This is a genomic window from Spirosoma pulveris (assembly GCF_054781875.1).
On the sequence record NZ_BAAGTO010000002.1, the window covers coordinates 828,707 to 848,984 of the forward strand.

18 protein-coding genes and 1 tRNA gene are annotated in these 20,278 nt (G+C 50.8%); 13 read left to right on the forward strand and 6 right to left on the reverse strand.

Annotation, left to right across the window (positions count from 1 at the left end; genetic code table 11):
* Nucleotides 1-32: 32 nt before the first annotated feature.
* The 5 genes from ACYVJM_RS11590 to pfkA all read left to right on the forward strand — a co-directional run bounded on the left by ACYVJM_RS11590 (nt 33) and on the right by pfkA (nt 5,250).
* Nucleotides 33-839 (forward strand): FkbM family methyltransferase, encoded by an 807-nt coding sequence (locus ACYVJM_RS11590; protein WP_461148386.1) that lies wholly within the window; start codon nt 33-35, stop codon nt 837-839.
* 8 nt (nt 840-847) lie between these two features.
* Entirely contained in the window at nt 848-1,819 is a 972-nt protein-coding gene (locus ACYVJM_RS11595) for a hypothetical protein (RefSeq protein ID WP_461148387.1), read from the forward strand.
* Nucleotides 1,816-3,138: a glycosyltransferase gene (locus tag ACYVJM_RS11600; RefSeq protein ID WP_461148388.1), complete on the forward strand. Its 1,323-nt coding sequence runs from the start codon at nt 1,816-1,818 to the stop codon at nt 3,136-3,138. The genes ACYVJM_RS11595 and ACYVJM_RS11600 overlap by 4 nt, the downstream gene beginning before the upstream one ends.
* Nucleotides 3,139-3,314: 176 nt before the next feature.
* Nucleotides 3,315-4,061 carry a glycosyltransferase family 2 protein gene (locus ACYVJM_RS11605; RefSeq protein ID WP_461148389.1) on the forward strand — a complete coding sequence of 249 codons (747 nt, stop codon included), beginning with the start codon at nt 3,315-3,317 and terminating at the stop codon, nt 4,059-4,061.
* 214 nt (nt 4,062-4,275) lie between these two features.
* Nucleotides 4,276-5,250 (forward strand): 6-phosphofructokinase, encoded by a 975-nt coding sequence (pfkA, locus tag ACYVJM_RS11610; RefSeq protein WP_297382423.1) that lies wholly within the window; start codon nt 4,276-4,278, stop codon nt 5,248-5,250.
* Nucleotides 5,251-5,296: 46 nt separating this feature from the next.
* On the opposite strand, the gene ACYVJM_RS11615 is transcribed toward pfkA, so the two are convergent.
* Nucleotides 5,297-6,115 carry a YdcF family protein gene (locus ACYVJM_RS11615; RefSeq protein WP_461148390.1) on the reverse strand — a complete coding sequence of 273 codons (819 nt, stop codon included), beginning with the start codon at nt 6,113-6,115 and terminating at the stop codon, nt 5,297-5,299.
* Between the two features lie 100 nt (nt 6,116-6,215).
* Here ACYVJM_RS11615 and ACYVJM_RS11620 point away from each other — a divergent pair, with 100 nt between their 5' ends.
* Entirely contained in the window at nt 6,216-7,682 is a 1,467-nt protein-coding gene (locus ACYVJM_RS11620; protein ID WP_461148391.1) for a thioredoxin-like domain-containing protein, read from the forward strand.
* Nucleotides 7,683-7,788: 106 nt separating this feature from the next.
* Here the strand turns inward: ACYVJM_RS11620 and ACYVJM_RS11625 are convergent, their stop codons facing one another.
* Both ACYVJM_RS11625 and ACYVJM_RS11630 read right to left on the reverse strand, forming a co-directional pair.
* Complete coding sequence (locus ACYVJM_RS11625; RefSeq protein ID WP_461148392.1) at nt 7,789-8,700, reverse strand: DUF58 domain-containing protein; 912 nt, start codon at nt 8,698-8,700, stop codon at nt 7,789-7,791.
* Between the two features lie 151 nt (nt 8,701-8,851).
* Nucleotides 8,852-9,286: a septal ring lytic transglycosylase RlpA family protein gene (locus ACYVJM_RS11630; RefSeq protein WP_461148393.1), complete on the reverse strand. Its 435-nt coding sequence runs from the start codon at nt 9,284-9,286 to the stop codon at nt 8,852-8,854.
* A gap of 272 nt (nt 9,287-9,558) precedes the next feature.
* Here ACYVJM_RS11630 and ACYVJM_RS11635 point away from each other — a divergent pair, with 272 nt between their 5' ends.
* Both ACYVJM_RS11635 and ychF read left to right on the forward strand, forming a co-directional pair.
* The gene (locus ACYVJM_RS11635) at nt 9,559-9,885 is read left to right on the forward strand and encodes a DUF3276 family protein (protein ID WP_461148394.1); all 327 of its coding nucleotides are present in this window, start codon (nt 9,559-9,561) and stop codon (nt 9,883-9,885) included.
* Between the two features lie 210 nt (nt 9,886-10,095).
* Nucleotides 10,096-11,196 (forward strand): redox-regulated ATPase YchF, encoded by a 1,101-nt coding sequence (ychF, locus tag ACYVJM_RS11640; RefSeq protein ID WP_461148395.1) that lies wholly within the window; start codon nt 10,096-10,098, stop codon nt 11,194-11,196.
* A gap of 43 nt (nt 11,197-11,239) precedes the next feature.
* Here ychF and ACYVJM_RS11645 read toward each other — a convergent pair whose 3' ends face one another.
* Complete coding sequence (locus tag ACYVJM_RS11645) at nt 11,240-12,538, reverse strand: type IX secretion system plug protein (protein WP_461148396.1); 1,299 nt, start codon at nt 12,536-12,538, stop codon at nt 11,240-11,242.
* A 156-nt stretch (nt 12,539-12,694) separates the two neighbouring features.
* Between ACYVJM_RS11645 and ACYVJM_RS11650 the strand changes: the two genes are divergently transcribed.
* Entirely contained in the window at nt 12,695-13,639 is a 945-nt protein-coding gene (locus ACYVJM_RS11650; RefSeq protein ID WP_461148397.1) for a bestrophin family protein, read from the forward strand.
* A gap of 15 nt (nt 13,640-13,654) precedes the next feature.
* Here ACYVJM_RS11650 and ACYVJM_RS11655 read toward each other — a convergent pair whose 3' ends face one another.
* Both ACYVJM_RS11655 and abc-f read right to left on the reverse strand, forming a co-directional pair.
* Nucleotides 13,655-14,713, reverse strand: coding sequence for a PA0069 family radical SAM protein (locus ACYVJM_RS11655; RefSeq protein WP_461148398.1), 1,059 nt, complete (start codon nt 14,711-14,713; stop codon nt 13,655-13,657).
* A 156-nt stretch (nt 14,714-14,869) separates the two neighbouring features.
* On the reverse strand, nt 14,870-16,849 hold the full coding sequence (gene abc-f / locus ACYVJM_RS11660; protein ID WP_461148399.1) for a ribosomal protection-like ABC-F family protein: 1,980 nt from the start codon (nt 16,847-16,849) through the stop codon (nt 14,870-14,872).
* Between the two features lie 85 nt (nt 16,850-16,934).
* Here abc-f and ACYVJM_RS11665 point away from each other — a divergent pair.
* From ACYVJM_RS11665 to ACYVJM_RS11680, 4 genes are all read left to right on the forward strand, one after another.
* Nucleotides 16,935-17,007, forward strand: a tRNA-Thr gene (locus tag ACYVJM_RS11665).
* A gap of 527 nt (nt 17,008-17,534) precedes the next feature.
* On the forward strand, nt 17,535-18,593 hold the full coding sequence (locus tag ACYVJM_RS11670; protein ID WP_461148400.1) for an SMP-30/gluconolactonase/LRE family protein: 1,059 nt from the start codon (nt 17,535-17,537) through the stop codon (nt 18,591-18,593).
* A gap of 17 nt (nt 18,594-18,610) precedes the next feature.
* On the forward strand, nt 18,611-19,540 hold the full coding sequence (locus ACYVJM_RS11675) for a ring-cleaving dioxygenase (protein WP_461148401.1): 930 nt from the start codon (nt 18,611-18,613) through the stop codon (nt 19,538-19,540).
* A gap of 60 nt (nt 19,541-19,600) precedes the next feature.
* Nucleotides 19,601-20,074: a Dps family protein gene (locus tag ACYVJM_RS11680; protein WP_461148402.1), complete on the forward strand. Its 474-nt coding sequence runs from the start codon at nt 19,601-19,603 to the stop codon at nt 20,072-20,074.
* Nucleotides 20,075-20,278 lie beyond the last annotated feature (204 nt).

Here is a 20,278-nt window from a genome sequence, read left to right on the forward strand (position 1 = left end):
GTTAGCTCTGCGCATCTCTGTGTAACAATCTTATGTGGGTTTTTAGATTTTTATTTACCGAGGCTGCCCGGCTGTTGCGATCAGCAGAAGGTCGCCGGTTGCTGGGGCTTGCGTTTCGCTACGGCAGTAAGCCGCGCAACAAAACGGTTGATGTTTCTTTTGGCCGATACCGGTTTCGGGTGCCGGACGCCCTGTCGTTTGTCTGGCAGTTTCGGGAGATATTCGTCGATGAGTTTTACCGATTCAATACGACCAGTGCGAATCCGGTTATTTTCGACTGCGGCACCAATATTGGTACGAGCGTCGCGTATTTCCGGCAGACGTACCCTAACGCCCGAATCATTGCCTTTGAAGCCGACGAGCAGATCAGCGCCACCTTGCAGGAAAACCTTCGGCAAAATCAGATTTCGGGCGTTGAGGTGATTACCAAAGCCGTCTGGACCAACGATGAGGGCATTTGGTTCGGCAGCGACCAGGCAGACTCGGCGTCTATTTTCTCGCAGACAGATCGTAAGCTGGTGCCGTCGGTTCGGTTGCGGGACTATCTCCTGCGCGAAACCCGGATCGACATGCTCAAGATGGACATCGAAGGCGCCGAAACAGCCGTTCTGACCGATTGCCACGACGCACTTGCCCACGTTCAGAATCTGTTCGTCGAGTTCCACGCTTACCTCGACCATCCCCAAACCCTGGCCCCGGTCATGAAGGTGCTGGAAGACAGCGGCTTTCGGTACTACATCAACACCAGCCAGTACCGCCACGCGCCCCTGGCCAACCATCGTTACAAAGGCAGCGACAGCATGGACCTGCAATTGAATATCTTTGCCTATCGCAACTAAGCAGTAAAATGATCGACAAAATACTTTCCCGCCCTGAGTTCCAGACTGAGCCGCCTGTGTTGGTCGATATTGGCGCATCGGGGCAATTGCATGGCCGCTGGAAGGCGTTCGCCAAATACGCCATCTGCATCGCCTTCGACGCTGACGACCGCGACTTTGGGTACGTTGAAAGTGAATCGAAGCATTTCCGAAAGTTATATACCTTCAACAATATCGTTACGGGGCCGCAATCGGCGGAGGAGGATACCGAAACGTCGGACTTTTACCTGACGGCATCGCCCCACTGTTCCAGTTTGCTGCCCCCCCGCCCCGACCTGATTCAGGAGTACGCCTTTGCGCCCAAGTTTGAACTCTCCAAAGTCGTTCAACTAAAAACGCGCAGCCTGCGTTCTACCCTCGACAGCCTGAATATCAACCAGGTCGACTGGTTCAAAACCGACTCGCAGGGCACCGACCTCCGGTTGTTCCGTAACCTCGGCGAAGCACGGTCCAAACGGGTGCTTACGGCTGAGTTCGAGCCGGGTATTCTATCCGTTTACGATGGTGAAGACAAGCTCCATGAAGTACTGCGGTTTATGGAAGAGCAGAACAGCCACTGGCTGGTCGAGTTGATTCCGAAAGGCTCCCCCCGCATCACCCCGGCTTTGCTGGATAGTTTCACGACTAATCCACTCCTTAAAAAATTCGTTCTGTTTTCGTTGAAAAGCAGCGCGGCCTGGGGCGAAATGACTTACCTGAACCGCTTTGCCGACGAGGCCGCTCTTACGCAGCGAAATCTGTTGCTGGGCTGGGTGTTTGCTACATCGCTCAAACAGCATGGGTTTGCGCTTATCCTGACGCAAAAAGCTAAGAGCCGTTTTTCGGACCCTATTTTCGATGAGATGGAAAACTATTCGCGTCGGCGGGTTTGGGGACGTATCCTCGAGATCGGATTCTGGCCCGAAGTCGTGAAGAAGTTTGATAAACTCCTTGGTCGGTGAGAGTTACCCTGCTTAGCACCTATCAGTCGTTTGGCGGGGCTGCGGTGGCGGCAACCCGGCTGCATCGGGCGTTGCAGAAATACCCGACTTCGTTGGCAACGCATTCCACAGTATCGGTAGAAAGCACGATGCTGATTGGTACACCTAACCGGCTGGATGCCCATAAACCTGCCCCCGGCGTTTCTTTTCTAGCGAATAACTTTCTGGCCGAGCAAACCGCCTTTGGCCGCTTCGTAGCCGAGCGACTGGCTTTCTTGCCTTACGAGCGAGATCCTTCCGTCCGGTTTCAGTTTTCGCCCGCCCGATTCGGTGCAGGGCTAACGTTTCACCCGGCTATTCAGCAAACCGACATTATCCATTTGCACTGGATCAATTTCGGCTTTCTGTCTCTGAACGGGCTTCGGGCGTTGATTGATCTGGGCAAACCCATTGTCTGGACGCTACACGACCAGTGGGCCTTTACGGGCGGCTGTCACTACACCCACGGCTGTCCTAATTTTCAAACCCATTGCCACCATTGCCCCTACCTGAAAAAGCCAGAAGCGCAGGACCTGTCTTACCAGCTTTTCGAGAAGAAGCTGCGTCTGTTTGCCAACGCTGCCATTCACTTTGTCTCGCCAAGCCGCTGGCTGGCCGATGAAGGGCGGAGCAGCACCCTGCTGGGCAATTTTCCGTTTACCGTCATACCCAATACCGTCGACCAAACCCTGTACCGACCTATCGATCGGACGGAGGCCGCCAATCGGTTCGACTTACCCGATACCGGCAAGCCGCGCCTGTTGTTCGGGAGCGCGAACATAACCGACAGCCGCAAAGGCTTCCGCTATTTTGCCGAAGCCCTCTCGCTTCTCAATCAGCAATACCCCGCCCTGACACCGGAAGTTCTGGTATTTGGGAAAGGGCGTTCGTATTTGTTGAACGAACTCCCCTACCCGGTGCATCACCTGGGTTTGCTGACAACCGAAGACGACATTGCAGCCGCTTACAATGCCGCGGATGCACTGGTTGTACCTTCGCTGGAAGATAACCTGCCCAACACCGTTGTTGAAGCCATGGCCTGCGGAACCCCGGTGGTTGGCTTCCGGACGGGAGGTATTCCGGAAATGATTGACCACGCAACGAACGGCTACCTTGCCGATGTTGGTTCCGCCCAACAACTGGCAGATGGACTGGCGTTTATCCTGACGCATTCGAACCCGGATACGCTACGGCAAAGCGCCCGCCAATCGGCCGAAGCCCGTTTTTCGGAAGCCGTTGTAGCGGGACAGCATGTGGATTTGTATAGTCAGTTATTGAAATCAGGAGTGAGGAGTTGCTGACGCGAGTGCTGGCGCGGGCATTGGCCCGTGCCTTTTGATGAAGTCAGTATTTACTGACGCCCTATTGACTAGTGCCAGCGAATGCTGGCTGTATAAAAGGCACGGGCCAATGCCCGCGCCAGCAACTCCTCGCTCCTCGCTCTTAATACTCATTTCTTGCTCCTAACTCCTCACAAATGCCAACCCTCTCCATCATCACCATCACCTACAATGCCGAGCGGTTTCTGGAGCGCACGATTCAGAGTATTGTGGCGCAGCAGGCTACGGATTATGAATACATTATAGTTGATGGGGCCTCGAACGATGGCACGCTCGACATCATTAAGCGGTACGAGAACCACATTACCAGTTGGATTTCCGAACCCGACCGCGGCCTGTACGACGCCATGAACAAAGGGCAGCAGCGGGCCACGGGCGACTATGTGTGGTTTATGAATGCCGGTGATGAACTTTATGATGCCGAAACGTTACCGAAGCTGCTGACGGTCATCAAAACCACAAAGGCCGATGTTTATTACAGCGATGCACTGTTCGTTGAGGAAGATGGCAAGCCGGTGGGTTTACGAAGCCGGATTACCCCGCACACATTACCCCACACCCTTACCTGGCGCGATATGGCTCTCGGCATGAAAGTATGTCATCAAGCCTTTGTAGCCCGACGAGCCATTGCCCCGCCCTATCCTATCAATAACCTTAGCGCCGATCTGGATTGGGAGATTCGGTGCTTAAAAGCGGCCACGGGAATTCAATTCGTGCCTTTTATTCTGTGCCGGTATTTAGTGGGTGGCTTGTCGGTGCAGCAACACCGTAAATCGCTCATCGACCGTTTTAAAGTGCTCGTGACGCACTTTGGTTGGGTACAAGCGGTACTCAACCATGGTCGGATTATATGGCGGGCCAGCCAGTTCAAAAAAGATGCTTGAAAATGCCTTGTCAGTAATCAGATGGCAAGAAGTAACTCCACAAATGAGCTTTTTTTAACTACTGGTTTTCCCTTTTTGTGAAATTTGTGTGAAAACAATGGGATAATTCCCAGTTATATGCCTTTTGATTGGTAAATGCGGATAAATTTGCAGGATTTATTCTGTCACCCGCGTAGCCTTTTTGTGAAATTCTCCTAAAAAATTGATTTAACCTATGAAACGAGTAGCTGTTTTTACCTCGGGTGGCGACGCACCGGGTATGAACGCCTGTATCCGGGCTGTAGTTCGGGGGGCGGTCTATCACGGCATTGAAGTGTTCGGTATCCGCCGGGGGTACAGCGGAATGATAAATGGCGATATCTTTCAGATGTCTTCACACTCGGTGAGCAACATCGTACAGCGTGGAGGCACTATCCTGAAATCGGCCCGCAGCAAAGAATTTATGACGCCGGAAGGGCGTGCAAAAGCCTACGAACAACTTAAGAAATTCGATATTGAAGGACTGGTTGCCATTGGCGGTAACGGTACATTTACCGGTGCTACGCTCTTCTTCGACGAATACGGTATCCCAACCGTTGGCGCACCCGGTACGATCGATAATGACTTATACGGAACTGACCACACAATTGGCTTTGACACGGCAGTGAACACGGCCCTGGAAGCCATTGATAAAATACGCGATACGGCCGACTCCCACGACCGTATTTTCTTCATTGAAGTGATGGGCCGCGACTCTGGCTACATTGCGATTCAGTCGGGCATAGCCGGTGGTGCCGAAATGGTGATGGTACCGGAAGTACTGACGCCAATTTCCGAAGTGGTCGAAACGCTGAAATCGGGCTGGAGTCGACAGAAATCATCGTCCATTGTTGTCATTGCCGAAGGAGAAGAAGCCGGTAATGCCACCGAGATTGCCGAAAAAATACGCCTTCAGGTTCAATCTACCATTGATATGCGGGTAACAACCCTGGGGCACATTCAGCGCGGGGGGATTCCTACGGCTTACGACCGGATTCTGGCCAGCCGCCTGGGCCTGGGTGCCCTGGAAGGCTTAATGAATGGCGAACAGAACGTAATGGCCGGGATCATCAACAATGAGCTGGTCTACACCCCGTTCCGTGACACCATCCGCCTGCCCAAGCCGATCAGCGAAGATTTACTCCGAATGGTGAAGATTTTATCTGTGTAATCCTAGTATTTGTCCAGACCTATGAGGTTTTCAGAACCTTGTAGGTCTACACATAGCCCACAGCCTTGTAGGTGATGTAACCAAAAAACTCGCGGATCAGGTAATACGATTCAAAAAAGGCTTCCTCAGCGGGGAGCAGCCACACGGAGGGGCCAAACAGTCGTCTGTTTCCTAAAAAGTTACTTGGAAACGGAATCGTTTGAACCCCTTCTTTCCGAAAGCAGGCTACTGCCCGTTTCATATGCCAGGCCGATGTGATGAGGACATACTCATAGTGAGTCTTGTCAAAATGTTTGCGGAGAATCGGGGCCGAAAACAGCGCGTTTTCGTGTGTATTGCGTGATTTACTTTCCAGTACAATATCCTCCGGCCTAACCCCCGCAAGGATCAGCAACTCACCGGCTAAATGTCCTTCGTCGTTCAGGCTTATCGGGTGAAAAGGCCAACTCCCCAGCCCGCCACTGATCAACACTTTCTGCACGGCCCCTGTCTTATACAAGTACAAGGCCTGCCCTATTCGGTCGGCTTCCCGTCCTAATAGAAACCGGGCCAGATGCGTTCGGTTGAGGGGGGGGCCGGGAGCTTCCCGTTCTCCGTTTATAATGCCTCCGGTCAATACAATAGCCACCCGTTTTACGGAATCTTTAGGCGCCGACATATCTGGCTTAATTGGGTATTCCCACCACAAAGCCAGCTCATTAACAAGAAACGAATTCCCGAACAGCCAGAAAATACCTAACGCAAGCCCGATAAACCGTCGGCGCAATTGCGCCCGTTTGACCAAAAGGGCGAAAACCAACATTGTTACGAGCCACCCGGCCGGCGTTAGCAGGTAGGTAATGGTTTTGGAAAAGAAATAAAACATAGACTATTTATGACGTGGTAAGCGTTTTGATAGAACGAACGTACCAGCGAAATACCGTAAATTTGTTCCTATTCTGCTGCGAAGATACATACCACCCTGTATGAAAAAACTCCTTTTAACTGCGCTGTTCAGCTTGTATTTGCTTCCTGCCATCTGGGCCCAGTCAGCGACCAAACCACTTGATAACGGTTTTAAAATTATAGGCCATGTTAAAGGGCTGAAAGATACCACCTGCATATTGGCTCATTTCTTTGGTTCTACACAATACATACCCAAAGATACCGCCCGTGTAGATGGTACCGGAAACATGGTTTTTGAAGGTACGAAGAAATTACCCGAAGGCTTGTTTATTGTCGTTATGCCCCAAAAAGGGTACTTGCAACTATTAGTTACGGACGATCAGCAGTTTTCATTCGATACCGATACCACCAATATCATCACCAACATGAAGATATCGGGCTCTAAAGAAAACGAGCTGTTCTATGCGTACCAGCAGCAGTTGAGCAAGTTGTCGGACGAAGCGCAGGCGCTGAGCATGCAGAAAAAGATGCGAAACGATGCCGCTTCAGCATCCATAGCGAACAAACAACTGGGCGATTTGCAGAAACAGGCCACCGACTACCGTAGCCAGTTTCTGAAAGATAACGCGGGTTCATTTGCCGCCAAGCTGTTCAAAGCATCGGCCGAACCCGACGTACCCCCCGCTCCAAAAGCTGCCAATGGACGCCCGGATTCCGTTTGGGTTTTCAATTATTTCAAAGCGCACTTCTGGGATGATTTCGACTTTTCCGACGAGCGTTTTGTTCGCTCACCCCTGTTGCAGCAGAAAGTGGAACGATACATCAAAGAGCTAACCGTTCAGGTACCGGACTCCCTCATTAAAGAAGCCGACCTGGTTGTTAACAAAGCCATTGCGGGGAAAAGTACCGAGGTTAAATACTACACGATCTACTACATCACGAGCCAGTATGAGCAACCCAAAGTGATGGGAACAGACGGGCTCTTTGTACACATGTTCGAGAAGTATTACAAAACGGGTGTGATGACCGTTTCCGATTCATCGACCCTTAAAAGCATTGGCGAGCGGGTAGCCACCATGAAACCCAACCTGGTAGGCAAACCATTTGTTGCCCCCGTCATTAGCGATACCCTTCGTCGGCCAATTGCCTTTCAGGCGATCAAATCAGATTATACGGTGGTGTTTTTCTACTCGCCAACCTGCGGGCATTGCCGGGAAAGTGCGCCGAAACTGAAGAAACTCGTGGACGACTACAAAGGGAAAGGCATAGAAGTCGTAGCCATCGCCATCGACCAAAGCCCCGAAGAGTGGAAGAAGTTTATAAAGGAATTCAAGCTCGGCAATGCTATTAACGGCTTTGATTACGCATCCCGCACCGACTTCCGACGGCAGTACGATGTCTGGACAACGCCAACGGTCTACGTATTGGACAAGAACAAAAAGATCATTGGCCGTAAGCTCCCTACCGAGCAAATTGAAGATTTCATCCTGTTCAACAAACGGCAGGAAGCCGCCAAACGAACGGCATCAGTATCGGTAAAGAAGTAGTCTTCTTTTAGTATTAGGAGTTAGGAGCGGGGAGTGAGAAGTTGCTGACGCGAGAATACTACTGGCGTCAGCAACTTCTCACTCCCCGCTCCTAATACTAAATAACCTACCTCATCTTCGTCCGCTTCACCAGGTAGGCCTGTAGAATCTGGTCGAAGCCCTGGGCGATGTCGGCTTCAATGAAGTCGATTTTATACTGGCCGCAACGCATTTTCAGCTCCTGGAAATACGTTTTTACCGCTTGCTGGTAGGTCTCCCGTACCTGACCGGGTTGAAGTTTCACTTTTTCGCCGGTTTCCAGGTCAATGAACTCGTAAGGTCGTTCGTCAAACGCGAATTCCTCTTCCGTCTTTTTGTCCGTTACGTGAAACAGTAGTACCTCGTGTAAATTATGGCGCAAGTGCTGCAGGGCTGAAAACAGCGCATCGGCCTTTTCACTGTTGTCGAACATATCGCTGAAAATAACCACCAGCGACCGCTTGTTGATCTTCTCCGCCACCAGGTGAATGACCTCAGCCGCCGACGTTTTTCGTAGTGGTTTAGGCTGCTGCATGAGCAGGTCCAGTTGAGTAAACAACTTATGAACGTGCGACGGTGTCGATTTTGTGGGCGTTTGCAGATCGATCTCGTCGGCAAAGGTTGTCAGGCTGACGGCGTCTTTCTGGCGTTGCAGCATATAAGCCAGACAGGCAGACGCCATAACGCTAAAGGTCATCTTGCCATAGTTCGCTTCCGGGTAGTACATCGACGACGATGTGTCGATCAGCAGATGGCAGCGGAGGTTTGTTTCTTCTTCGTAGCGTTTGACAAATAATTTTTCTGTTTTGCCAAACACTTTCCAGTCGATGTGTCGGGTTGTTTCGCCGGTATTGTAGAGCCGGTGTTCTGCAAACTCGACCGAGAACCCATGGAAGGGCGATTTATGCAGCCCTGTGATAAATCCTTCGACCAGTTGGCGGGCCAGAAATTCGACGTTACCAAACGAACGTACCTGACTGAGATTAAGGGGTTGTTTCATGAACTCTTAAGAGCGGAAGAGTGAAGAGCTGGCGCAAAAAAATCTAGTCGTTCGCTCTTTAAACTTAACGCAAAAAGCGAACCGTTCGACATCTCCAGCAGGAATTGCACGGGGAAATATCGAACGGTTCGCAAAAGTAGTTGTTACCTGCTTACATAACAGGTTCCAGCAAGGGCTGAAACTCAATTGGGGTTGAGAAAGGCGAGGGAGCCATAGCGATGGCACTCCCTTTGCCAACAACCCGAAGCGATACATTAGCAATACCTTTAGAAACCATGCCAAGTGCATGGGCCGCTGCTAAGGTTAAATCAATGACACGGCCTTTGGCGAATGGCCCCCGATCATTGATTCGTACAATTACAGAACGTTGGTTATCCAGATTTGTGACTTCAACCAACGTGTTTAAGGGTAAGTTACGGTGGGCACCTTCGAGCGACTCTGCGCTTACGCGCTCTCCGTAGGCGGTCCTGCGACCATTGAACTTCTTGGAATAAAAAGACGCTTTGCCTTTCTGTATGAGGCTCGGAAGAGCCTCCGCCGGGTTTATGTTGCTAAAGAACAACATAATGGACATGATTAAACTCATACAGCTCCTAGTTACGTGAAAAAAATAGGCGGGGGGTATGTTTGTGTTACGCCTACATACCAACCGCCCCAAAAAAGTGCAATTCCTTAAAAACAAAGATAGTGCACACAAGCTTTATAACCAAGCTATTAGCCGAAAAAGTGTAGAATAAGCTCCACATCCATGGTTATTTTTGTGGTGAATTGGCCCCAAAATATATTTAAGTGTATTGTTTTTGTTCTATCCTGATAGAATGTACTTTAGCGTTCGAGAAAAGACTAAACTTCTTAATTGTGGACGATAGAGACCGAGAAAAAATTTACTCAAAGCGAGTTCGGGCGGGTAAGCGAACCTATTTTTTTGACGTTAAGTCGACCCGTACAAACGACTATTACCTGACCATCACCGAAAGTCGCCGACACCCGCAAGGCGATGGATTTGTGTATGAAAAGCACAAAATGTTTCTCTACAAAGAAGACTTCGACAAGTTCGTCGAAGCATTGCAGGAAACTGTCACTCATATAAAAACCGAACTCATGCCCGAAGTAGACTTCTCGCAGTTTGTACAGCGCGAACGGGATGAACAGGATGACTTTGCCAGTGAGTTGAAATGGGAATAAACTATATTACACCTTCGAATGGATAAACTTTACAAGCGCATTTAAGGGATCGTTCCTTACATAAATACGTAGCCTTCAACCTGTCAGGTTGAAGGCTTTTTTTGTGGTCCGCCGTCGTAGTTGTATTTTTGCACAAAAACCAAAGAGCGAGAGGATAAATCGCTCCGCATCGGCGGCCCGGTTTATCCTCTCGCTCTTTAAAAATTATTTATGGGACTTCAATGTGGAATCGTGGGTTTGCCGAATGTGGGCAAATCAACGCTGTTTAACGCAATATCGAGCGGAAAGGCCGAAGCTGCCAACTACCCGTTCTGCACAATAGAGCCCAACGTGGGCGTAGTAACTGTACCGGACGAACGGCTGGACACCCTCGAAAGTCTGGTGAAACCCCAGCGGGTGGTGCCTACCATTATCGAGTTTGTCGACATCGCCGGTCTGGTAAAAGGCGCTAGCCAGGGGGCGGGGCTGGGCAATAAATTCCTGGCCAACATCCGTGAAGTGGATGCCATTGTCCACGTAATCCGTTGTTTTGAGGACGATAACATCGTTCACGTTGAAGGCAAGGTCGACCCAATATCGGATAAAGAAATTATCGATGCTGAGCTGCAACTGAAGGATTTAGAGGCCGTTGACAAGAAGATTCAGAAAATTGCAAAAGCGGCTCAGGTTGGCGATGCCAAGGCGAAGGCTGAGTTAGCCGTCCTGAAGCAATACAAATCAACCCTCGAAGCAGGTAAAAGCGCCCGCACCGTTCAGGTGTCGCCCGAAGAACAGGAAGCCGCCATCGGCGATATTTCCCTGCTCACCGTAAAGCCCGTCATCTACGTGGCTAACGTCGACGAAGGATCGCTGCCAAACGGAAACGCCTATTCCGATCTGCTGAAGGAAGCGGTTAAAGATGAAGGTGCCGAGGTTATCATTATCAGTGCCGGTATTGAATCGCAGATTGCCGAAATGGAAGACGTTGAAGAACGCGAGATGTTCCTGGGCGAATATGGCCTGACCGAATCCGGTTTAAGTCAGCTCATTAAGGCGTCGTACCGACTGCTGGGTCTGATCACCTACTTTACGGCGGGTGTTAAGGAAGTTCGCGCCTGGACCATCCACCGGGGCTGGAAAGCCCCCCAGGCCGCCGGGGTGATCCACTCCGATTTTGAAAAGAAGTTCATCCGGGCGCAGGTCATGAAGCTCCCCGACTTTACGCAGTTTAAGACCGAAGCGGGCGTACGGGAAGCCGGAAAACTGTCTGTAGAAGGTAAAGAATACGTCGTACAGGACGGCGACATTATGGAATTCCTGCACAGCGCTTAAGGTGTTTAAGTAGTGAGGTGGTAAGGTTATGGCCACAACTCCACTATTTCCGTTTATTCACTCCTACCCGCTTGTAGGCGATTAGCTGGTCGGCGCGGGAGGCTGGCGGCCGGTGGTAAATGAATATTTCGTAATCATTTTCGGTGGATGAGAAACTTCCCTCAATGAAGTTCTCATCCACTTTTGGTTGTGGGCCGGTTGTGGCGACAATGTAATCGTAATTATAGACTCCCTGCTTTAATAAAATACTCGCCCGGTAAGCACCTAATGTTGGATCGAACTCCATGCGGTTGCGGTCTGTCAGCTGCCAGAAGTTAAACGCACCGTTCACATACATATTTACCCCCGGTATCTCGGCAGTTTTGAGGGTGAAAATCGTCTCAATGTAATCGGCATTGGTGGCGCCATTACCCGTTTCGCGATGGTCGATAACAAACTGGCCATTGAAGTCGTCACTTTGTATGTAGACACCCCGACTGCGCGGCTGATCGACCTGTACGTAGGCAATGTTCCGGTCGGCGGGGCGGTCGATGCGGTCGATGTAGTTGGCGCGGGACAGCACCGTCCGCGTGTCGAAAAACCGAAATTCATTCCCGCCCGGCATGGTGTTCGTCAAATCAACGAGTCGGTATTCCAGGGTTTGGTCAAATGCCTGCACATTGGTAGGCCGAAGCCCCCGGATCTCCCGGTCGTCGCGGTAATTCTGACGGACAACAACTTTAAAATCATCCTGGGGCGAAATCACCTGATAGCCTCTGTAGTTAACGCTCATGTCGATTTGCTGGTCGCTGAACTGACGGGACGGATTTGACGAGAAACGTACATCGGCGGCAACTGTTATCCGATTTTGATAGGTGCTGAACCGACGGGTAAAAAGAATATTGTTTCGGTTGCGTTCGTCATAAACGACCAGCACGTAATTGCCCGGCAGTTTTACCCGTGGCAGGGTAAATCGGTAATGATAATACGGGATCTTAGTGTTGATCGAATTCTGATATTCTGTAATGGGATTGTCGTTGTATTCGTACGTAAACTCAATGTCGTTCAGGATAGAGCGTTGCCAGTCGGCGTTGCAATGCACCAGACGAGCCCGGAAGGACCGGTAATTGGCCGTCAGATCGTCGAACTCCAGTTGGAGCACGACCTGTTCATCCAGCGAAATAACGGGCGGATTCAGCGTAAGGGCCGGGTCGATCAGGTTAGTACCAACTTGCGGAAACAGCAGCACAGAAGCTATCTTAGGATCATAGATATGGTCGATGGTCTGAAGTTGCTGGGCAGCCAAGGGAAACGCAAAAACCCAAAGTAACAGAACGGCAGGAAACCTTAGAGAAGCAATCATCTACAATGGTTTTAATCGGCGATTGGTAAACGGACAGTCGTGAGTCTATTTGTTAATGAACGCTATACTCTCCCCTGATTATACAATGATATCAACATTCGCCGGTTTCAGTGGTTGATATCTGTATGATTATCGTCTACTCAGGTAAAATTCTGTATGGTCAATTATAACCCTAAAGACTGGTTTCGGTTCATTATCACCTTCAACCGGGCCGATACGGTGCGTAAGCTGTTACCGGCGCTGGTAGTCATGGGCTTCTATTCGTTTATCATCGTCCATCTGATTGAAATGGCCGATCTGAGTGATAACCCGCACCTGAAGAATTTCTCGCTCATGCACACGTTGCTGAGTTTTGTTATTTCGATGCTGCTGGTATTTCGGACAAACACCGCTTATGACCGTTGGTGGGAAGGCCGCAAACTTTGGGGTGCCCTTGTCAACAACAGCCGGAACATGGCGCTCAAGCTGGATCAGTTGCTGGAACCGGCTCAAAGCGAGCCCCGCCAGTTTTTCAGGGCTATGATTCCCAACTTTGCGTTTGCGCTTAAAAACCATTTACGGCAGCAAAGCGTAGAGCCTGAATTTGAAGAAAGTGCGTTGTTCGGCGTGCGTAACCTTCGGCTGAGTGAGCATGTTCCCCAGCAGATCGCGCTGGCTATTTTTGGCCGATTGAATGAATTACAGCGCCGGGGTATCCTGTTACCCGAACACCTGCTGCTTCTCAACCCGGAAATTCAGTCGCTGATGGACATCTGCGGAGCCTGCGAGCGAATAAAAAACACGCCCATTCCGTTCTCCTACAGTTCGTTTATCAAGAAATTTATTTTCCTTTATTGTATCTCCTTGCCGCTGGGGTACGTCTCCAACCTGCACTACCTGGTTGTGCCGCTGGTCGTATTCGTTTTTTACGTACTCGCCAGCCTGGAAGTTATTGCCGAAGAAATCGAAAACCCATTCGGTACAGACGATAATGACCTGCCGCTCGATACCATCTGCAAAGGCATCCAAAAAACCGTAACCCAGTCGTTCGACCATACCGAAATGCTTCTTCAAACGGACCAGATCACCGGAACAAAAAAGGGCTTCTCGTACGAAAAATAGGCGATTAAAAACACCTCAGTCAAATAAGCCAAGTTGCCCGGCAGGTCTGAACAGGCTCGTCGTCAGCTCGGTCGGCTTACGTCCGGCAAGGTATTTCTGGCAGGCAATCCGATGCAGCTGAGCAATCTGCCGGGCGTACTGACCCTCGCCCGACATGCGGGTTTTAAACCGGGAATCGTTCAACTGGCCTCCATGACAATCAGCAATTTGATTGAGAACGCGCTCTGCCCGATCTGGAAAGGTCTGCTGAAGCCAGTCGGTAAACAGAGGGCCCACCGCACCGTTTAGCCGGACAACGGTGTAAGCTGCCCAGCACGCACCCTCACTAGAAGCCTGCTCAATTAGTTTCGGAATTTCATGATCGTTCAGGCTGGGAATTATCGGGGCCGTCATAATCCCCACAGGAACGCCCGCCCGATGCAGCGCACCCATCGTTTTAAACCGCTGCGTAGCTGTAACCGTGCGCGGCTCCATCAACAACCGAAGGGACTCATTGCTGGTGGTAATCGAAATGGCGACACTCACCAGGTTAAGTTCGGCAAGTGGCTTTAGAATGTCCAGATCGCGCAGGATCAACGCATTTTTGGTGATGATCGACACCGGATTCCGGTACTGAAGGCACAACGCCAGCAGTTGACGAGTGAGCCTGTAGGTTCGTTCGGCAGGTTGGTAGCAATCCGTATTCCCCGAGAAATGAATGACTTCCGCTTTGTACGAACGCGACTGAAACTGCTTTTCGAGTAAGGCCGGCGCGTTTTTCTTCACCATGATCTTGCTCTCGAAATCGAGCCCGGCCGAGAAGCCCCAGTATTCGTGCGTGGGTCGGGCGTAGCAGTAGATACAACCATGCTCGCACCCCTGATAGGGATTTATGGATGCCGAGAAACCAATATCCGGGCTTTTGGGACGACTGATGATCTGCTTCGGCGTTTCCTCGAAGAATTGCGTTTTTACCGTTGGTTTCGGAAAGTCATCGTCAACCAGCTCACCTTCCTCATCAGGCTCATACTGATGTGTGGAAAATGAATTGGCCGCATTAAACTGCGCACCCCGCCCTTTTTTGTAGTCGCCCATAGTCGTACAAATAAAACATAAATATATTTTACATGTACGATTTTCAGTAAATCAATAAGCGGCTTCGCCCAGGTCGATAAGTAGGTAAGTGGCTGACGTAGGCAACAACTTACCGGCTTACTGACCTGGGCGGAGCCGCTTATTGATTTACTGACTTCAGGCTAGCTTTTTCTCCCACTCTTCTGCTTCGAGCATAGCGGTTTCCCACTCATCCTGAAGCCTGCTGATTTGGGCCATCACGTGTCGGTATTCGTCGTTTTTGGCTTGCATCAGTTTATCCTCGCCATAGGTTGCGGGGTCGGCGAGTTCTGTTTCAAGGCGTTTCTTGCGTTCCTCCAGTTGTGCAATTTTGGTTTCCGACTCCTCCACCTGGCGGGTCAGGTTCTTAAGTGTCTTCTGCCACTCTTTCCGTTCTTCATCCGACGCCCGGCCATTGGTGGCCTTGCCATTCGAATGCCCATTACTCGTGGGTGCCGGAGCCGTGGCGGGCTGCATCTTGGAATTATCAACGGGTTGCTTCGACGGGCCAAGACCCTGCGCTTTCCGCTCTTCCTGCCACCACTCGTATTCGTCGTACGTACCCGGATATTCCTTGATCTGCTCGTCTTCGATATACCATATCTTGTTGGCAATCTGCGATACGAAGTACCGGTCGTGGGAAACAACCACGTACGTACCTTCATACTGCTGTAAAGCCTGAATCAGGATGTTTACCGACTGCATGTCCAGGTGGTTGGTCGGTTCGTCGAGCAATAGGAAGTTTGCTTGTGAGAGCAGCACTTTTGCCAGCGCCACGCGCGATTTCTCCCCCCCGGAAAGTACTTTTATTTTCTTGAAGACATCATCGCCGGAAAACAGGAAGCAGCCCAGCACTCCGCGCAGTTCGCCATCCGATTTGGTCGGGTTTGCCTGTTTCAACTCTTCCAGCATCGAATCTTCCACCCGAAGCGACTCAAGCTGGTGCTGGGCGTAGAAGCTGAATGAAACGTTATAACCCAGAACGCGCTCGCCATCAATCGGTTCAGAGCCCGAAATAATTCGCAGCAGCGTCGACTTACCACGACCATTAGCTCCAATAAGCGCTACCTTATCACCCCGTTCGAGCCGGGCGGTAGAATGCGTCAGAATGCGTTTTTCGCCGTAGGCTTTCGAAATATCATCTAAATGCAGAATGTGGCGACCGGGCTGCTGCGAGAAGTTAAACTTGAAATTTACCCGCGCATTACTGTCGATCACATCATCGACAAGCTCCATCCGTTCGAGTTGTTTAACCCGGCTCTGGGCCTGCTTCGCTTTCGAGGCCTTGGCTTTAAAGCGCTCGATGAACCGCTCCGTCTGCCGGATTTTGGCTTGCTGGTTTTCGAAAGCGCCTTTCTGAATTTCGTTCCGCAGGGCTTTCTCTTCCATGTAGTAGGAATAGTTACCCGCATAATAATTCAGTTTCGCTCCCGATACTTCCACAATGGTATCGACCACGTTGTCGATAAATTCGCGGTCGTGGGACACCACAATAACGGAGCCTTCGTAGTTCTGAACGTATTTTTCAACCCACTGGATAGACGGTAAGTCCAGGTGGTTGGTTGGCTCATCGAGCATGAGCAGCGACGGTTTTTCGAGCAGCAGCTTGGCGAGCATAACCCGCATGCGCCAGCCTCCCGAAAAGAGCCGCAAAGGCCGGTGCAGATCGTCGGTCGAGAAGCCCAGTCCTTCCAAAATCTCTTCGGCTCTGGATTGAATGGTGTAGCCATCGAGTGCATCGAATTCCTCCTGCGCTTTTCCGAGCTTATCGACCAGATCATCGGTATAATTGACCTCCATTTGGTGGAGCAATTCATCAATTTTTATCTGCAACTCATTTTGCCGCGCAAAGGCCTGCATAGCTACCGACAGGATGGAATCGTCGGTCTGGTACGACAGCAAATCCTGGTTCAGGAAGCCAATCGTTACATCCCCTGCTTTGGAGATGGTTCCTCCATCTGGCTGGTACTCGCCATTGATAATACGGAGCAGGGTAGACTTGCCGGTACCATTAAGACCAATGAGGCCGATTTTCTGGTTTGGCTTTATATGGAGCGAGGCATTATCATAGAGTGCCCGGCTACCGAGGTAGTACGATAGGTTCGTAATGGAAATCATGGGTGCAAATTTACCAAAAATAGAACGGATACTTGCGTTCTTAAATTCCACTCTGTTATATTTGCACTCGCAAAAGCGACTAAAAGCCTCCTTAGCTCAGCTGGTAGAGCACTTCATTCGTAATGAAGGGGTCGTAGGTTCAAGTCCTATAGGAGGCTCTCCACACTAGTCCCACTCAATCGAGTGGGACTTTTTTTTTAGCGATGGCCCGAACCGGACGAACCGCAGATGAACACGCTGACCGTGCCGAACACGGAAAGACACCTCTGTGTCGCTCGAAAACACCCAGACTGCTATTGCTCTCCAGTCAGGTAACATAATGGAAATAAGCCAGCTATTTTCACATCATTTGGCTTCCCCCATTGCGGCAGCTCTTCCCTGAATTTTGCCTGACAATCCTCTCCTTTTACCGAAAAATCGTCGATTCGTACCGCTCCAGGAGGTAGCGTTCTCTTAGGTTTGTAATCATAAAAACAAAGGGCAGCAAAGCCCTGACTTATCGACACAAACATCTTATTCTCATCAGATTAATCTAGAACAAGCCATGAAATAGATCAATTGGTATTGAACCGAAATAACTTGTTCCCGGATGGTAGCGACGGGCATGATCGGGGCGACCCATAAGGTAGCTCTACGGTAGCACCAGTGCCCTGATAGCCGGGCTTCCTTAATTGATTTCAGTAGTATGGTAAATGGCAACGGTCAGTCTGGCAAGCGGATTTCAGACGTCCAGTTGATATCGGCCTATCAATCGAATCTGGCCTGGAATGGCGTAACGACAACCGATAGTGGACGCGTTTTCGTCTGTTTTCCACGCCGGGAAGATGAAACCGGTCTGCGAGTCGGCGAAATCCGGGCCGATGGTACGATTAGTCCCTATCCTGACGAAGAGTGGAATACTCTGTCTGCTAACCAGACGACCCGGCCAGCGTTTATTCGGGTTCGCTCCCTGCGCATTGGTCCCGACCATAATCTTTGGATTGTGGATACGGGACAGTTAAAGCCGACGCCGGAGCCAATGGTTGAAGGGGCAAAAGTGGTTGTCATCAAGGTAGAAACGAATCAGATAATACGGGTCATTCCGCTCGATGGCGTAGTAAAGGCGAACAGCCTGGTCGATGATGTACGGATTACACCGTCGCATATTTACCTGACCGATGCCGGAGCCCCCGCGCTGATTGTGCTCGACCGGCAATCGGGTCGAGGCCGCCGGATTCTGGAAGATGATGATTCCGTAACGGACATGCGTCCTATACTGGCCGAAGGGCAGATTTTACGCTACCCGAACGGCGAGGAGGTACGCATTCATGCCGACCAGCTGGAAGTGTCACCCGATGGCCGATACCTGTATTTTCAACCGGCATCGGGCTTAATGAGCCGCATTGACACCTTTTTCGTGAACGACGTGACCCTGCCCCCCGCCGATGTAGCTAAACAGGTGCAGCTCTTTGTCGATACACCGGGAACGGGCGGAACCACGATTGATGCAGATGGCAACATGTATCTGTCGGATATCAATCTATCACGGATTTTAAAAATTACGCCTGATGGAAAAACCTCGGTACTCATTGCCGATCCCCGACTTATCTGGGTAGGCTCGATGTGGATTGACGATGCCGGATTTCTATGGCTCCCGGCGGGACAACTCAACCGGACCCCCTTGTTTCGGCAGGGAAAATCGGCGGTTATTTACCCGATACACCTTTATAAACTTCAGATCGGGGCAACACCCGTTCGCAACTAACCCATTACCAAACAGCTATGGACAACCGCATCCTGGGGCTTCATCACATTACCGCCATTGCCAACAACGCCCAGCGCAATTATGATTTTTATACCCATGTACTGGGCCTTCGCATGGTAAAAAAGACCGTCAACTTCGACGATCCCAGTACGTATCATTTCTACTACGGCAATGAGACAGGCACGCCCGGCACCATCCTCACCTTTTTCCCATGGGAAGGCATCGGGCGGGGCAGAACGGGCGTGGGCATGGCTACCGAAATCGGTTACTCGGTTCCCACCGGAAGCCTTGACAACTGGGCGGGCCGATTCCGGGAAATGGGCGTGTCGGTGGGCGAACAGGCGGAGCGATTCGGCGAAGTATATCTGCCCTTCACCGATCCTGACGGGCTGGCCATTGCCCTCATCCAGCACCCGGACAACCGGCCGGTCTGGGAAACCGCAGACCTGAAAGAGGACATCGCCACCAGGGGATTTCACAGCGTTACCCTGACCCTGCAATCTATCGATGCCACCGCCAGGGTACTGACCGATATTTTTGGCTACACGCAACAAGGCCAGGAGGGCAACCGCTACCGGTTCATAACCGATTCAACACCAACGGCATCCATCGTCGATTTGCTGGAAGAGCCCACCGGCACGCTCGGCCGGAATGCCGCCGGCACCAATCACCACGTGGCGTTTCGGGTCGCTAACGATGCCATTCAGATGGAGTTTCGGGACAAGATTCTGAGCAAGGGCTTACAAATAACCCCAAAAATAGACCGCGATTACTTCTTCTCGCTCTACTTCCGCGAACCGGGGGGCGTTCTGTTTGAGATTGCCACCGACAACCCCGGCTTTACGGTCGATGAGCCCCTGGCAGAACTGGGCACTCATCTTAAACTACCCAGACAGCATGAAGACAAACGGGCCAAAATAGAAGAATCGTTACCCGCGCTAACCTAAATTTCCCTCCCATAAAATGGTTTGTATCCATTCGGGTACGCCGTATTTAAAGCTGTACTTATGAAAACAAGCATTGGTATCTCACCCGAAAACCGGGAAGTGGTCGCTCACGAGCTGACCAAACTACTGGCCGATGAATTCGTCCTGTACACAAAAACCCTCAACGCACACTGGAATCTGGAAGGCATCGACTTTCATTCCATGCACATCTACTTCGAAGACCTGTATAATGAATCGGCCGAGTTTGTCGATGCGGTGGCCGAGCGTATCCGGCAGTTGGGTCACTACGCCCCGGCCACGTTGAAAAACTTCCTGCAACTTACCCACCTCACCGAGCAGGATGAAGATGGCAACGACAGCCGAAGCCTGATCAAAAAGCTGTTGGCAGACCACGAGAGCATTATCGAATTTATCCGAGGCACGATTGATGCGTTCGCAGATGCCCACAAGGATGCCGGTACAAGCGATTTTGTTACCGGCCTAATGGAAAAACACGAAAAAACAGCCTGGATGCTGCGGGCACACATTAAGTAGCTAATGGATAAATAGCTCAGCTTCAGCATGCTTTGGTTATTAACCATTAACTTAATAACCAATAACTGTTAACTGATAACCATTAACCAATCACTATTTTTGCGGTTGTTTTTATACGCAGGCGTTTGGCTTAGACCCGTGCCACGGTTATCCCGTGTGTTACAGGGTAACCGTGGCACGGGTCTAAGCCAAACGCCTGTATAC